We start from the raw sequence: 15,820 nt of genomic DNA, 5'->3' as shown, positions 1-15,820 counted from the left end.
TTTTCACTGGATTATTCTCTATTCTCACGGAATAAAGCCGCCTTTTTACGGGATTAGTGCACACTCTCACGGTATTCCATTTTAGGTACGGTTTCTTTGTCAGCGGAAATTTGACTTTCGCGGAATTGGAGCCTTTTTTCACTGGATATTTCATGTAAGGTAAAATGCGAAACAAATACTCACAGGATATATTTGATGGCATCTCATTAATTGACCAAAATTATGAGATGCCTCTTTTATTATTATTTGCTTACCATGATTTGTTGTAGCCCTGCACTAGATTCAGCTAGTAATGATGTATGAGTCCGACGTAAGGAATGAGGTTTCGGCACACTTATTTTCCCATGATGCAATACGGATAATACCCTCATTTTTGCACATCCTTATTTCAGGGGGTGTAATAAATGTCCAATCAAAATCAAAATCAAAATAACAATGTAAAAAATAATCAAGGTGTAGCAAATAATGTAGGTAATATAATTCAACAAACTGTTGGTGTGGCATTTGATGCTGTACAAAACACAATTCAAGCCGTGGAGAACGTTGCAATGAATGTTGTTAATGAGACTACAAATGCAATAGATCAAACAATCAGCAGTGCAACCAGCATTGGTACCCAACAGAACAGCAACCAACAAAACCAACAGGCTTCTGCTGGGAACAGCCAAGCCACACAAGGCCAAGCTGGGCAAGGTCAATACAATACTGAGTTCGCAAGCGAAAATACTGCTGCGCAGGCAAAGAAACAAAACCAGCAGGCTTCAGCCGGCAAAAATCAAGGCGCACAAGGTACAACTGGTCTAAATCAACTCATGACTGAGTTCGCAAACGAGTATGCAGGTGCTTTGCCAAAGAAACAAAACCAACAGGCATCGGCTGGAAAAAATGCCGCACCAGGGCAGGCTAAACAAGGTCGATACGGTACTGAGTTTGCAAGCGAAAATACTGCAGCTCAGGTAAAGAAACAGAACCAACAAACTTCTGCTGGCAAGACCAAAGCCGCACAAGGCCAAGCAGGACAGGGTCAATACGGAACTGAGTTCGCAAGCGAAAATACTGCTGCGCAGGCAAAGAAACAAAACCAACAAGCTTCTGCCGGCAAAAAACAAGGTGCACAAGGACAAGCTGGAGTAGATCAACTCATAACTGAGTTTGCAAACGAGTATGCTGGTTCTATGCCAAAGAAACAAAACCAACAAAATAAACAGCAAAATAAGAACAGTTAATAACCGTCGGTAAATTGTTTTTTCGTCTCCATTTATTCCAGAACGATTATAAGTTATGTACGGTAATGCTAATACTGTTAGAACTTGCTGCGTGATCTATTACTAGGAAGTCGTTCTGGATACTTCCTGGTAATAGATATTTTTTTTCGAACAATCGTCTGTTCCTGTGCTGCCATTTAGATTTAGGTGTATTAAAGCTATGGATTCCAAGGTTTCACGACAATTTGAATGAATCAATTATTTTTTACTAACAGCTATAGGGATCATATGGGGCGTTAGTGATAGAGTGAACAATTTAATCAAACGTTTGATTAGTTGTTGATGAGTACAGGGCTTGACATATTGTGGGGGGATTCCCGTCAATATGTTTTTCATAACAAGCCGGATTTTCAAAGTATTTCCTAAATTATACCTGATGGGCAAGGGTTGATTAATTGTACAAATAATCCTAATAACAACCTGTGTTCAAATGGGAAAACCAGTCAAGATTTACGAAGGGGTTATATCGCTTATAGGGGGCAGATCAAACATTCGAGAATAAGAAATATAACCGCCGCCTGCTGTGTATTCAGGATTTATTATTCATCTTTGTTTTTAGTTTCGTCATCAGATCTTTGGACAATCTCTCTCATTTCCCCAATATCACCATGGGCATTAATAATTTCAAATATTTGATTTAATCCTTCTGAGGTCTTTTCATCTTCTTTTTTCATAGATATTCCTCCTTATCTGCAGCTTTATTTGTTTTGGTTATTACGATTTGTGTTTTTCCGATCTTCTTCCAGCTCTGGATTTGTTAAAGGCTCCAGGTCTTGGCTAAATGAGCTGTGAATGTCATTCCGGTTGGTATCGTTTTCCAAATTAACTTGTTTTTGATTTGTCATATTAACACCTCCACAGCTTTATAGTTAGCAAAGTTAGGGAGATTTATTATGATTTGGCTGGTGTAATGCGTGCTCTTTGAAGAAAACAATCAAGAGTACGCCCAACCCAGCCGTGGAAATACAGTTAGCACATACTGCCACATTAAAGGCGGTTTTCGAGCGAAGTTATACGACCCGACTCACAGGTGACTTTATCTTTAATTAGTTTTTACTTATCCCAAAGAATCGCTGCAGTTTTAGTGAAAAGTAACGTACCGAGATATTTTTATATTTCCTGGAGGCTGATTAGTGTTACAAAATAACATAATGAGCGTCTAATATTAGTCACAGCACTAACGATATGGAGTGGTTTTTAATTGATTCACCAAATATTCGACCAATTAAAAGATAAATACGGAAATTTTTATCCTGTCCGTTTAACGGGAGGGTATACAAATGAGACGTTTTTGTTGAAGGGAGTACAGCCTCTTTTAGTTGCTAAAGTTTCCAGAACACATAATAAGGACGTCCAAAATGAAATTAACTGCTTACGTTTGATGGAGGAATCTGGTGCAGCACCGAAATTTTATGAGTTAGTAAACTCAAATGTGTGTCAAATAACCTTAATGGAGTATCGAAAAGGGGAAAATGGACAATCAATTTTAGATCACAACGAAATGGAAAGAACAAAAGAGCTATATAAAAAACTAGGAAAGTCACTCGCTAAATCTGTTCATTCTAAAAAGTATAATACTTCTCCTTTTGGAATTAGGAAGTGTAACTTACAGGAACTAAATTTATATCTGGATTTTGTGCCAGAGGTTCTTAGAAACGAGTCAAAGGAGATATTAGAAAGCATAAATGACAGGAAAGAGAAATGGGTGTTAACCCACGGAGACTACGGGATCCACAATGTATTATTTACTAAAGATAATGCTGTTACGATCCTGGACTGGGAGTGGGGAGAATGGGCCAGCCCGTTAACCGATATAGGCTGGATTTGCTGGTTCACTAAACTTCATTACCCTGAATATGCAAATATGTTAAACCGTTTATTTCTTGAAGAATATACCCAAAATAATGATATTCCATTAGCCCGGGAAAGTTTGAAGGCTTACTGTGTATATAAAGTATGGAAAGTGCTTGATAGAGTCAAAAATGGATCAGTGGAAGCTCGGCAGGAATGGGTTAGGCGCTTACAATGGACAATTGAAACAGACATTTTTAACCCGGGTTCCGATTATTAAGGGGAGGATGAACAAAAAATGGAAATTAAAAAGTATACAAGTGACTATCAATCACAGGTGGTAGATTTGATCCTTTATATCCAGCAGGAGGAATATGGAATTCCAGTAACTAAGGAGGATCAGCCAGACTTATTTAATATTGAAAGTTTTTATCAAAAGGAAAAAGGTAACTTTTGGGTGGCTGTTTCAGACGAACGCGTAGTTGGAACGATTGCTTTGCTTGATATAGGCAACAGTCAGGCTGCTTTAAGGAAGGTGTTTGTGGCAAAGGAATTTAGAGGAAACATACATAAAACAGCGAGCCTCCTTCTAAACAATGTGTTTGAATGGGGACGAAAAAAAGGAATTAAGGAAATCTTTCTTGGGACAACCTTGCAATTTACGGCAGCTCATAGATTTTACGAGAAGCATGGTTTTGAAGAAATAACTGTTGAAGACTTGCCTGCAGGATTCCCAATAATGGCAGTGGATAAGAAATTTTATAAGTACGCACTTAGCTGAATTAAGCAATGGGCATAAGTGATAAATTTAGTAATATGGACTATACACCCTTTCAGAGGGTGTTCTTTATTAAATTGAAACAAATTATCGCTGAGATTCGTCTAAATTTCCCCCCTTATTTTATGGACACATCATTTTTCATAATGATTTACTCCCTTTACCGCAACGTATATATTATTCCGAAGATTAGAGGATTTTGACGAATGGTAACGAATATCATAAATGATACCTAATTTTAGGAAATTACTTGCTTCCAGGAGGAAAAAAATGTCCCGCTCTGAACATCACCCAATGATTGAAAAAGTTTTAGAAAATATAGATCGAGTTATTATTGGAAAACGGAATATAGCTGAGTTAAGCCTGGTAGCACTTCTGGCGGAAGGCCATGTACTGCTTGAGGATGTTCCGGGCGTCGGGAAGACAATGATGGTCCGTGCGCTGGCAAGATCCATCAGCGCCAATTTTAAAAGAATCCAGTTCACTCCAGATTTATTGCCTTCTGATGTTACTGGGGTTTCTATTTACAACCCAAAGGAGCAGGAATTTGTTTTCAGGCCTGGACCTATAATGGGTAATATTATACTGGCAGATGAAATTAACCGTACGTCTCCAAAAACTCAGTCCGCTCTGCTTGAAGGAATGGAAGAATCCAGTGTGACAGTTGACGGGGTAACAAGAAAACTAGAAAAGCCTTTTTTCGTAATGGCAACACAGAATCCTATTGAATATGAAGGAACATACCCCCTTCCAGAGGCACAGCTGGACAGATTCCTGCTGAAAATTAATATGGGCTATCCTGAGATTACGGAAGAAATGGAAGTGCTGAAAAGGGCTCAATACTCACACCCAATTGAGGATTTAGAGCCGGTGATCACCCTTGAAGAGCTGAAGAATCTTCAGCTTGAATCGAAGGCGGTCCATGTAGATGAAATTATCAAACGATATATCGTTGAGCTTACGGGGCGGACGCGGACTCATACAAGTGTTTATTTAGGCGCAAGCCCGCGCGGCTCGATTGCTTTAATGAAGGGATCGCAGGCGTATGCGCTGTTGAAGGGAAGAGATTATGTTCTGCCTGACGATGTTCAATATCTTGCTCCGGCAGTGCTTTCCCACAGGCTCATTCTGAAGTCAGAGGCTAAGTATGAAGGGATTAGCGCTGACAAAATTGTCCGGGACATCATTGCAAAAATAGCTGTTCCGGTTCAAAGGTTTGTGAATCCATAATGAAGAAAATCTTTAATTATGCAAAAAGCTATGCAAAACTGCTTTCATTGATCGTTTTATTTCTGGCAGTATTCACGTATGCAATGTTTCAAGGCGGATTTGTAAGCTGGTTTTTGTTTTACAGCTTTTTGCCGTTCGTATTATATCCTATTCTATTGTTTTTTTATCCTGTAAAAAATTTTAAAGTGGAGAGGGAATTCAGCAAGTCCGAGTGCAAGTCAGGTGAAAGTGTGGAGGTTACGGTTACCATCGCCAGAAATTTCCCTTTTCCGCTTGTTTTCCTTCTTGTTGAAGAATTGCTCCCTTACCAGCTGAAAAAGGCTTCCTCCGCGCAAGTGAAAACACTGGTTTTCCCCTGGTTCAAACGGGAGATCCAGTTAACCTACTCCCTTGATGGCGTGCCTCGCGGTGAGCATCACTTTCTATCTCTCCGTCTAAAAACCGGAGATTTTCTAGGGCTTTTTACGAAAGATGCCACTTTTGATATTCCTGGCAGGATTCTCACTTATCCGTCGTATTATGAAATGAGTTTTAGACAGCTTGATAATGTTTTTGATCAAGGCCAGACAAGCTCGTCTGTCCGGTTTCAGCGAGAGCAGTCGATGGTATCTGGAGTGCGCGATTACCAGCCTGGAGACAGATACTCCTGGATCAACTGGAAGGCAACAGCCAAGAGAAATGATATTATGACAAAGGAATTCGAAGAACGTAAAAGCCAGGATGTCTTTCTGCTGCTGGACGAACAGGAGTCTGCATTGTATGAAGAGCTGATCGTTTATACCGCTTCGCTTGTCCAGGCCATTATAAAAAATGGCGTACAGGTGGGCTACTGTTCCACAGGGCTGGCAGAGGATGTGCTGGCGGTTCGCGGAGGAGATATCCAAAAACAAAAATTGTTTTACCGGCTTGCAACATCAAAGCCGGCAGCGGCAGAACGTTTGAAAGTGGTTATGAACAACAGCAAGATGTGGCTGCCTTTTCATGTGACACTGATTGTAGTGACCTCGCAAGTGACAGCGGAGAATATTGAAGAAATCAGTGCTATCAGCAAAAATCGGTCTGTCACCGTCTATTGTTTGAAGAAGGTGAGAGATTTGAAGAAGGAAGAGATTTTGCTGAGAGAAGCGGCTCTTCATAAAGGTATTAAGCTTAAATATATAGATTATTCCTTTAATAACGATGATTTTTCAGGGGTGAAGGCACAGTGACCAATGAATTGAACCAACTTGGCAAATGGCTGTCTATCTCTATGTACTTTTTTGGTTTTTTATTGCTGTGGGAATGGTTAAGGCCTGTAAAACAGCTTACAAATACAGAGCATCTATACCCCTTTATTTGGTTTATCATCCTTTCTTTAATTCTGCATTATTTTCAGGCTAAAATGATTGCCAGAACCCTGCTCATGGTCGGATATATAGCGGTTTTTATCAATATTCTTTATTTTGAATTATCCTTTTCGAACCCTGAATGGATTGTTCTTTTAATTAAAAATATAAGCACTGGCCTAACCCGGGTTTTTGCTGCAGATTGGGTCTCGTTAACAAATGAATTTAGGACAATTTTGTTTTTTATTTTGCTTTGGCTGATGACCTACCTTATCCACTATTGGCTGACCATCCGCAAAAGCATATTTCTGTTTTTCCTGATTACCGTTGTTTTTATAACCGTCCTTGATACCTTTTCGCCATATGACGCAACTTTTGCTATTGTTCGGATGGTAATGACGGGATTTGCCATGCTTGGTGCCTTAACGCTCTACAGGATGGCAGAGACGGAACAAATCAGGCTGCAGATACGGACAGTTTGGAAGTGGCTGATTCCGCTCGCCATTATCATCTTTTCAAGTTCTTATATTGGGTTTGCCGCACCAAAGCATGATCCGATTTGGCCTGACCCTGTTCCCTTCATTACATCATACTCTGATAAAGTTATCGGAAATTCAGAGACAAAAACGGTCGGTTATGGAGTGAATGACTTAAAGCTTGGGGGAGGATTTGCCCAGGATGATACCGTTGTGCTGTATGCAGATGCTCCTGCAAGGCATTATTGGAAGATTGAAAATAAAGACATTTACACAGGGAAAGGATGGGAGACCTCCCCAAGCACAGGTTCTATCAGTATCCATAATGATATGGATCAGAGGACGTTTGGGCTTCCGAGGATAGTGGAAACGAGTAAATATAGTGCCAAAGTGAATGTGAAATTACCTGCAGTCCATATTCCTTATCCCGAACCCGGAGCTTTGACGAAAATCTCCAGCAGTGCTGATTATTACGAGATGGGCCAAGTTAACGGCAAAATTCTATCCTATCAAAAGGACTCAGGGCAGGAGCTGGTTAAAGACTATGAAGTTGAGTATGACTACCCGCGTTATGATACGGTGGAGCTGAGAAAAGTGAAAAACCTGGAATATTTCGGTTATCAGCCTGATTATATGCAGGAATTTAAACAGCTGCCTGAGATGCCGGCAAGGGTTAAGCAGCTGGCTGAAAAATTAATCCAAGGCAAAGATAATTGGTATGACCAAGCAAAAGCGATCGAAAATTATTTTGATGGACCCGAATTTGTCTACGATCGGGAAGATATTCCTTATCCAAAAGAGGACCAGGACTATGTCGATCAATTCCTATTCGAAACGAGGAAGGGATATTGCGACAATTTTTCAACATCTATGACAGTACTTCTGCGATCGGTGAACATCCCTGCCAGGTGGGTGAAGGGGTACACGGAAGGAACCATGGTTAATGTAGAAGGAAAAAGGATGTACGAGGTAACGAATAATAATGCCCACTCTTGGGTGGAAGTGTATTTCCCAAATGCCGGGTGGGTGCCTTTTGAACCTACAAAAAGCTTTTCGAACAGATCGCGGTTTTATTCATCAGCAGAAGTAGCTGCTTCTTCAAATCCTATGGAGGCTGCACCGGATAATGCTGTACCGGTTCCTAAAAAGGCAGAAAAGGACTTAGCTGAGAAAACGAAGAAGAAAGTAAACGAGAGTACTCTTGGAGCAGCCTTTTGGTCAGATGTTAATTGGATATTTTATTTTGTCATTGCTGTAATGATTATCTTAATTGCGTCATTGATATATAAAAAGCGGGGGGGATGGCTGCCTCGGCTGTTATTAGTAGTTTATAAACGCCAGCCAGATCATCATACCTTTGGAAAGGCATATGCCGCCCTGCTCCGTGAATTGCACCGATACGGTTTAAAAAGACCTGAGGGGCAGACACTAAGGGAATATGCACAATATGTTGATAACTATTTTTATTCCAATGAAATGAAACGCTTAACCGAACGGTATGAACAGGTTATTTACCGGGGAGATGCCACTTTGCCGGCCTGGGAAGAATCGCAAAAATTGTGGGAAAATTTAATTAAAAAAACAATAGCTTGACCCGTTTTTTATCCTATTGTTAAAATGAAAAGCGATTGAACAATAAGTATACCTTCATATATCCTCGAAAATAGGGTTCGAAAGTTTCTACCAGATCACCGTAAATGATTTGACTATGAAGGCGGGTTAGTGGAATCGGAATTTGCTTTTATGTAATTCTGAGATATATGACAGGCTGCTGAAAATACAGCATCCTTTTATTCCAGCTAGAATCTGCCTTCGATTAAGAGGCGGATACTAGCTTTTTTTAATGGGAAGTTTATATATAATTGATGCATAACAATTGTATGGCTTTTTTTAAAACCTTTATCAGGAGCGGATCGACTGCTTTTTGCCTGAACGGGAAAATATTAAATGAGGTGACCTTTGTGCCAGGAAAAACAGAATTGCAAAACCAGGAAATGATTGTCGTATTAGATTTCGGCAGCCAGTATAACCAGCTCATTACCCGACGTATTCGTGAGTTTGGAGTATACAGCGAACTTCATCCGCATACAATTACGGCTGAAGAAATTAAAAAAATGAATCCGGCGGGAATTATTTTTTCCGGAGGCCCTAACAGCGTTTATGACGCAACTGCATTTGGATGTGACGAACGGATTTTTGAAATGGGTTTGCCGATCCTCGGGATCTGCTATGGAATGCAGCTAATGGCAAAGCATTTTGGCGGAGCGGTTGAACCTGCCAAGCAGCGTGAGTATGGAAAAGCTACTTTGACTGTGAAACATGAGTCTCCATTATTCCGTGACCTGCCCGAGGAGCAGCTTGTGTGGATGAGTCATGGAGATCTGGTCGTTAGTGCACCGGAGGGCTTTACTATTGATGCCATTAACGTCTCATGCCCGATTTCAGCTATGAGCGATCAGTCAAGGAATCTGTATGCTGTTCAATTCCATCCGGAAGTACGCCATTCGGTTTATGGTAACGAGTTATTGAAGAATTTTGTTTTCAATATTTGCAGCTGCCGCGGTGACTGGTCCATGGAGAACTTCATTGAAATTGAAATGGACAAAATCCGTAAAACAGTTGGGGATAAAAAGGTATTATGTGCGCTAAGCGGCGGGGTGGATTCCTCGGTAGTAGCAGTGCTGATACATAAGGCGATTGGCGACCAATTGACATGTATATTCGTCGATCATGGCCTATTGCGTAAAGGCGAGGCTGAGAGTGTCATGAAGACGTTCACCGAAGGCTTCCATATGAATGTAATTAAAGTAGATGCGAAGGACCGTTTCCTTGATAAGCTGAAGGGGGTTTCTGATCCGGAGCAAAAACGTAAGATTATCGGAAATGAATTCATTTATGTTTTTGATGATGAAGCGGCTAAACTTGAAGGCATTGAATTTTTAGCACAGGGAACCTTATACACAGATATTATTGAAAGCGGAACTGCAACTGCCCAAACAATAAAATCTCATCACAATGTGGGCGGCCTTCCAGAGGATATGCAATTTACACTGATCGAGCCGCTGAATACTCTGTTCAAAGATGAAGTTCGCGCTCTCGGAACCGAACTTGGGATTCCAGATGAAGTTGTGTGGCGCCAGCCGTTCCCTGGACCTGGGCTGGGAATCCGGGTGCTGGGTGAAATCTCAGACGACAAGCTTGAGATTGTACGTGAATCCGACGCCATATTACGCGAGGAAATCAAAAGGGCCGGATTGGACCGGGAAATATGGCAATACTTTACCGTTCTTCCTGATATCCGGAGCGTAGGAGTAATGGGCGATGCCCGTACTTACGATTATACAATTGGTATCCGTGCGGTTACTTCCATTGATGGGATGACGTCCGATTGGGCCAGAATCCCATGGGATGTGCTTGAATTGATTTCAACGCGTATTGTCAATGAAGTTAATCATGTTAATAGGGTAGTGTATGACATTACATCAAAACCGCCTGCAACGATTGAATGGGAATAATATAGCGTAAACGGCCCGGCAGAGAAAAGAGATCATTTTCTCTGCCGGGCTGGTTTATTTAAAAAATACGAATGTTAATAAGGTTTTTTTAAAAAATGTTCGTTTTTTATATTGATTTAGGAAGAAAGCTCTGGTACAATTAAGGAGAAATGAATAATTTGTCACAAATAGTCGTATAATATTGGGGATATGGCCCAAAAGTTTCTACCGAGCTGCCGAAAATAGCTTGACTACGCTAATTGTTGAAAGAATGGGACAAACCTGCATTTATTACTTTTTTTCATTCCCAATCTCTTTTGCAATTTTTAGTCGCGCTTCGGTTTCCGGGGCGTTTTCTTTTTGGCCGAAACGTTAAAAAGAGAAACGAATAGTCTAGGAGGAAAATGGAGATGAAAAAGTATTTTGAGTTTGAAAAGCATGGTACGAGTTATCGCCGGGAATTTATTGGCGGTATGACAACGTTCCTTGCCATGGCATATATTTTAGTTGTTAATCCGCTTACGCTTACGCTGGATGGCATCCCGGATCTGCCGGATGCATTGCGAATGGATTACGGGGCAGTTTTTGTTGCCACAGCACTAGCATCAGCCATTGGATCAATCATTATGGGGCTTTTGGGTAAATATCCTATTGCACTTGCTCCAGGAATGGGATTAAACGCATTTTTTGCTTATTCCGTGGTATTAGGGAATGGTGCACCATGGCAGCACGCTCTTGCAGCTGTTTTTATTTCAAGTGTATTTTTCCTTCTTCTAACTATTTCTGGACTTCGTGAAAAAATCATTAATGCAATCCCTGTTGAACTAAAACATGCTGTTGGAGCGGGGATTGGATTGTTCATTACATTCATCGGCTTAAAAAATGCAGGAATTATCGTTAATAACGATGCCACACTTGTGGGATTAGGGCATTTAGGAGCTGGCAATACACTGCTTGCGATTTTTGGACTTGTTGTAACAGTAATCATGATGACAAGAAAGATTAACGGAGCGGTCTTTTACGGAATGGTTCTAACCGTTATTGCCGGAATGATTTTCAACTTAATCAAAGCACCTGGAAAAATTGTAGGTGCCGTTCCGAGTCTGGAGCCGACCTTCGGTTCACTGTTCTCTGCATTCGGTGACCCGTCATTCTATACGACCACAATGCTTGGGATGATCTTAACGTTTTTATTCGTAGATTTCTTTGACAATGCAGGAACCTTGGTTGCGGTGGCCAACCAGGCAGGTATCATGAAGGATAACAAATTGCCGCGGGCAAGCAGAGCTTTATTTGCTGATTCGATCGCATCCATGATCGGTTCAATATTTGGAACTTCAACAGTAACTTCTTATATTGAATCATCTGCCGGTGTTGCTTCCGGAGCTAGAACAGGATTTGCTTCACTAGTTACCGCCGGGTTTTTCATTCTTTCTTTATTCTTCTTCCCGGTACTTTCCGTTGTCACATCAGCAGTAACTGCACCGGCTTTAATTATTGTTGGAGTTTTAATGGTTTCTTCCTTAAAGAATATCGATTGGAATCGCTTTGAAATTGCTGTTCCAGCCTTCCTTACCATTATTACCATGCCGCTTTCTTTCAGTATTGCGACAGGTATTGCAGCCGGATTCATTTTCTATCCAATCACCATGATGGTAAAAGGACGGACAAAAGAGATACACCCGATCATGTACGTTTTCTTCGTTATATTCATACTTTACTTTGTCTTCTTAACAGAATAGAACAAAAGGGGTTCAGCAAAAGTGCTGAATCCCTTTTTTAATGGTAAGGATCTCAACTCGATAGTAACCGTTTTGTTATTGGCACCCTGAATTTGTCTAAGGCATTCGAATTGACTATGATGTGCCTAATAACATATTGTTATTTGGTGAAAGATAGTTGTTATCCGTATTATTCCGCTTGGAAAGTACAATCACTATAAAACAAAGGGGTATACTAATGTCTCCTTTTTTCATAAAAAAAGTATTAAATAATAATGTCGTGATCGCTAATAATCCCAACAGCAACGAAGTGATTCTTATCGGGAAAGGGCTCGGATTCAATCGTGCGAAAGGTGACGAAATTCCCGCGGAAACGGCAGAAAAGATGTTTGTTTTAAAAAATGAAAATGAGCAGGAGAATTATAAACGGCTCCTTCCGCAAATCGATGAAAAGATTCAGGAGGTTATTATTGAGGCCATCCAGCATATTAGTAAAAAAGTGTCAGGTAAATTAAATGAACATATACATGTTGGTTTGACCGACCATCTCGTTTTTGCTTTTAATCGGCTGTTAAATGGGATGGAAATCAAAAATCCCTTTCTTGTGGAAACGATCAACCTATACCCCTTTGAATATGGTGTAGCGCGAGAGGTAATCGAAATTATCAAGGCAAAGGCCGGGATTGATCTTCCAAAAGGAGAAATTGGATTTATTACTTTGCATATTCATAGCGCTATAACCAATAAAAAACTTTCAGACGTTAATCAGCATTCACAGCTGGTAACTCGCCTTATAAATGTAATTGAAGAGCAATTTGGTACAGAAATAAATAAAGAAAGCACTGATTATATGAGGCTTGTCCGTCATTTACGATTCACGATTGAAAGGGTGCTTTCAGAAGAGAAAGTGGAAGAGCCGGTAAATATTTCTTTGATATTGAAGGAAACTTACCCTGTATGCTATAATCTTGCCTGGAAGCTGATAAAGATAATGCAACACGTTTTAAAAAAGCCGGTATATGATGCAGAAGCAGTTTATTTGACCATGCATCTAGAACGCCTGCAAAAGAAAATTAAATAACATGAACTATTTACTTTACGTGTTACTGATTCGATCAGGCATAAGTAAGGAAAAGAGATTGAAAATAGCCAGATAAGGGAAAGTTATTTCCATCGGGCTTATCATCCTTTCTTTACTTATGCCTTTTTTTATTAAGTTATGTAATCGCTTTATAAGCTTCCGAAAAAAAGTGGGAGGTAGATGACCTTGTTTAAAAAATTATTTGGCGTCTTGCAAAAAGTAGGTAAGGCCCTGATGCTTCCAGTGGCCATTTTGCCTGCGGCGGGTATTTTGCTTGCATTCGGTAATGCGTTACAGAACCCTACTTTAATAGAATTTGCACCATTCCTTCAAAGTGATGGAGTTGTAATGGTTGCTTCTGTTATGGAAAGTGCGGGAGATATTATTTTTGGAAACCTAGCCCTGCTGTTTGCGGTAGGGGTTGCCATCGGGCTTGCCGGAGGAGAAGGTGTAGCCGGATTAGCAGCTATAATCGGGTTCTTAATCATGAATGTAACGATGGGAACTGTTCTTGGAATTGAAGCTAAAGACATTGAAGCCAGTAAGGAATTTGCAAGTGTTCTTGGGATACCAACATTATCAACCGGAGTTTTCGGAGGAATCATTGTCGGTATTGTTGCAGCTTATATGTATAATAAATTTTTTGAAATTGAACTTCCTTCTTATTTAGGGTTCTTTGCAGGAAAACGATTTGTGCCAATTGCAACGGCAGCGAGTGCTGTATTGCTTGGATTGCTGATGATCGTGATCTGGCCGCCAATCCAGCATGGATTAAATACGTTTTCGGAGAATATGCTCGGTGCAAATCTCACACTTTCGGCATTTGTTTTTGGGTTAATTGAAAGGTCCTTAATTCCGTTCGGTCTGCACCATATTTTTTATTCGCCTTTCTGGTTTGAGTTTGGAAGCTATACAAGTGAAGCTGGAAAACTGGTTAAGGGTGACCAAGCTATCTTTATGGCTCAAATCAAAGATGGAGTGCAGAATTTAACCGCTGGAACGTTTATGACTGGGAAATTTCCATTTATGATGTTCGGTTTACCGGCAGCAGCTTTAGCTATTTACCATGAAGCACGCCCTGAGCGAAAGGCTGTGGTTGGCGGCCTTATGGCGTCAGCTGCATTGACTTCATTTTTAACCGGTATTACTGAACCGCTTGAGTTTTCCTTCTTGTTTGTTGCGCCAATATTGTTTGGGATTCACGCCGTATTTGCAGGACTGTCGTTCATGACGATGCATTTGCTCGATGTTAAAATCGGTATGACCTTCTCGGGAGGCCTCATCGATTACATCTTATTCGGATTAATCAATCCACAGACAAATGCATGGTTAGTTATCCCTGTTGGCCTAGTGTTGGCTGTGATTTACTATTTCGGATTCCGTTTTGCCATCCGTAAATTCAATTTAAAAACCCCAGGACGAGAAGTGGAAACAGAATCAGATGAAGAAGAAAACAAAACAGGAAAAGCAGGGAACCTTGCTGGTGATATTCTGCAGGCAATGGGCGGGCAAGAAAACATTGCTCACCTTGATGCATGCATCACACGTCTTCGTGTTTCTGTTAATGATGTAAAAGATGTAGATAAGGATAAGCTGAAAAAGCTTGGAGCAGCAGGGGTCCTTGAAGTCGGCAACAATATACAGGCGATTTTTGGCCCGCGTTCAGAAACTATTAAAGGCCAGATGAAAGATATTATGTCTGGGAAAAAACCAAAAGCCGAGAAGCCGGCAATGGCTGAAGAAGTAGAACAGCAAATTGAGGATGTTGTCCCTGAACCTATAATGAATCCTGAAACTAAACGTGATCATTTTGTCTCTCCAATAAAAGGAGAAATAAAGCCGATTACAGAAGTACCAGATCCGGTTTTTGCTGAAAAAATGATGGGTGATGGATTTGCAATTCTGCCAGAGGATGGACTTATTGTATCTCCTGTTGACGGAACGATTGTAAATCTTTTCCCTACCAAGCATGCCCTGGGCATAGAATCAAACGCAGGCCGTGAAATTCTGATTCATGTGGGTATTGATACAGTAAAACTAGGAGGCGAAGGATTTGAGGCCCTCGTATCCCAGGGGGATAAAGTAGAAAAGGGACAGCCGTTATTACAGGTAGACCTCGACTACGTGAAAAACCATGCTCCTTCTATTTTAACACCGATCGTCTTTACCAACCTGAAAGAAGGAGAAGCGGTACACCTTGAAAAATCGGGCAGTGTAAACAGTAAGGAAGAGAATATCATATCTATTAAGTAAGGAAGTAAAGAAGCAGCATCTGCAAAGCTGCTTCTTTTTTGTATGTTCTTTATAAAAAACTGCTCCTATTCGGTTTAATAGGGATAAAGAAACTGTAAAATATTAACACTCTGTTTCGCTTTGGTATGAGTTGACTTACCCGTGCGGGGATGATAATATCTTAAATACACCGCAGACAAGTTGTAAAAACTTTTTTAGATGTAGTTATCTTGAAAAAAGATATTGACTTTATTGGGTGTGTGGTGTCATTATAGTTAAGTCGCTTCTGAGAGAATAACTATAACAATGATTTTGATCGGAAAGATGAAATAAAAAATTTCTTCGTGGAAGTTGACATCCGAATCTTATTATGGTAAGATAATAAATGTCGCTGAAACGGTGATGAGAAATTGCTCTTTGAAAACTG

General features: G+C 40.5%; 12 protein-coding genes and 2 riboswitches. Of the genes, 10 read left to right on the top strand and 2 right to left on the bottom strand.

Annotation, left to right across the window (positions count from 1 at the left end):
- The first annotated feature begins 404 nt into the window (after positions 1 to 404).
- Positions 405 to 1,226 carry a gamma-type small acid-soluble spore protein gene (locus CVD28_RS29020; RefSeq protein ID WP_308315131.1) on the top strand — a complete coding sequence of 274 codons (822 nt, stop codon included), beginning with the start codon at positions 405 to 407 and terminating at the stop codon, positions 1,224 to 1,226.
- Between the two features lie 578 nt (positions 1,227 to 1,804).
- Here the strand turns inward: CVD28_RS29020 and CVD28_RS29015 are convergent.
- Complete coding sequence (locus CVD28_RS29015) at positions 1,805 to 1,939, bottom strand: hypothetical protein (RefSeq protein WP_257985999.1); 135 nt, start codon at positions 1,937 to 1,939, stop codon at positions 1,805 to 1,807.
- 24 nt (positions 1,940 to 1,963) lie between these two features.
- Positions 1,964 to 2,110 (bottom strand): hypothetical protein, encoded by a 147-nt coding sequence (locus CVD28_RS28410; protein ID WP_180954334.1) that lies wholly within the window; start codon positions 2,108 to 2,110, stop codon positions 1,964 to 1,966.
- Positions 2,111 to 2,466: 356 nt separating this feature from the next.
- Here CVD28_RS28410 and CVD28_RS27110 point away from each other — a divergent pair, with 356 nt between their 5' ends.
- From CVD28_RS27110 to ptsG, 9 genes are all read left to right on the top strand, one after another.
- Entirely contained in the window at positions 2,467 to 3,336 is an 870-nt protein-coding gene (locus CVD28_RS27110) for an aminoglycoside phosphotransferase family protein (RefSeq protein WP_101597766.1), read from the top strand.
- An 18-nt stretch (positions 3,337 to 3,354) separates the two neighbouring features.
- Entirely contained in the window at positions 3,355 to 3,837 is a 483-nt protein-coding gene (locus CVD28_RS27105; protein WP_101597765.1) for a GNAT family N-acetyltransferase, read from the top strand.
- Between the two features lie 267 nt (positions 3,838 to 4,104).
- Positions 4,105 to 5,064: an AAA family ATPase gene (locus CVD28_RS27100; protein ID WP_101597764.1), complete on the top strand. Its 960-nt coding sequence runs from the start codon at positions 4,105 to 4,107 to the stop codon at positions 5,062 to 5,064.
- Positions 5,064 to 6,272, top strand: coding sequence for a DUF58 domain-containing protein (locus CVD28_RS27095; protein WP_101597763.1), 1,209 nt, complete (start codon positions 5,064 to 5,066; stop codon positions 6,270 to 6,272). The genes CVD28_RS27100 and CVD28_RS27095 overlap by 1 nt, the downstream gene beginning before the upstream one ends.
- Positions 6,269 to 8,458 (top strand): transglutaminase domain-containing protein, encoded by a 2,190-nt coding sequence (locus CVD28_RS27090; RefSeq protein ID WP_101597762.1) that lies wholly within the window; start codon positions 6,269 to 6,271, stop codon positions 8,456 to 8,458. Before CVD28_RS27095 ends, CVD28_RS27090 begins: the two co-directional genes overlap by 4 nt.
- A 34-nt stretch (positions 8,459 to 8,492) precedes the next feature.
- Positions 8,493 to 8,594: riboswitch (purine riboswitch) on the top strand.
- 265 nt (positions 8,595 to 8,859) lie between these two features.
- Entirely contained in the window at positions 8,860 to 10,380 is a 1,521-nt protein-coding gene (guaA, locus tag CVD28_RS27085) for a glutamine-hydrolyzing GMP synthase (protein WP_180954335.1), read from the top strand.
- Positions 10,381 to 10,531: 151 nt separating this feature from the next.
- A riboswitch (purine riboswitch) is annotated at positions 10,532 to 10,633 on the top strand.
- A 136-nt stretch (positions 10,634 to 10,769) separates the two neighbouring features.
- Entirely contained in the window at positions 10,770 to 12,101 is a 1,332-nt protein-coding gene (locus CVD28_RS27080; protein ID WP_101597761.1) for an NCS2 family permease, read from the top strand.
- Positions 12,102 to 12,318: 217 nt separating this feature from the next.
- Positions 12,319 to 13,161 carry a glucose PTS transporter transcription antiterminator GlcT gene (glcT, locus tag CVD28_RS27075; RefSeq protein WP_101597760.1) on the top strand — a complete coding sequence of 281 codons (843 nt, stop codon included), beginning with the start codon at positions 12,319 to 12,321 and terminating at the stop codon, positions 13,159 to 13,161.
- 186 nt (positions 13,162 to 13,347) lie between these two features.
- Positions 13,348 to 15,414 (top strand): glucose-specific PTS transporter subunit IIBC, encoded by a 2,067-nt coding sequence (ptsG, locus tag CVD28_RS27070; protein WP_101597759.1) that lies wholly within the window; start codon positions 13,348 to 13,350, stop codon positions 15,412 to 15,414.
- The last annotated feature ends 406 nt before the right edge of the window (positions 15,415 to 15,820 follow it).

This window comes from Bacillus sp. M6-12, from assembly GCF_002860285.1.
Classification (GTDB): Bacteria; Bacillota; Bacilli; order Bacillales; family DSM-1321; genus Peribacillus.
Note: the sequence above shows the minus strand (reverse complement) of the source record. Positions and strands in the feature narration are given on the sequence as shown.

Coding starts and splice junctions, on each gene's coding strand:
- CVD28_RS29020 (WP_308315131.1), top strand. CDS start 405: ATGTCCAATCAAAATCAAAATCAAAATAACAATGTAAAAAATAATCAA.
- CVD28_RS29015 (WP_257985999.1), bottom strand. CDS start 1,939: ATGAAAAAAGAAGATGAAAAGACCTCAGAAGGATTAAATCAAATATTT.
- CVD28_RS28410 (WP_180954334.1), bottom strand. CDS start 2,110: ATGACAAATCAAAAACAAGTTAATTTGGAAAACGATACCAACCGGAAT.
- CVD28_RS27105 (WP_101597765.1), top strand. CDS start 3,355: ATGGAAATTAAAAAGTATACAAGTGACTATCAATCACAGGTGGTAGAT.
- CVD28_RS27100 (WP_101597764.1), top strand. CDS start 4,105: ATGTCCCGCTCTGAACATCACCCAATGATTGAAAAAGTTTTAGAAAAT.
- CVD28_RS27095 (WP_101597763.1), top strand. CDS start 5,064: ATGAAGAAAATCTTTAATTATGCAAAAAGCTATGCAAAACTGCTTTCA.
- guaA (WP_180954335.1), top strand. CDS start 8,860: ATGATTGTCGTATTAGATTTCGGCAGCCAGTATAACCAGCTCATTACC.
- CVD28_RS27080 (WP_101597761.1), top strand. CDS start 10,770: ATGAAAAAGTATTTTGAGTTTGAAAAGCATGGTACGAGTTATCGCCGG.
- glcT (WP_101597760.1), top strand. CDS start 12,319: ATGTCTCCTTTTTTCATAAAAAAAGTATTAAATAATAATGTCGTGATC.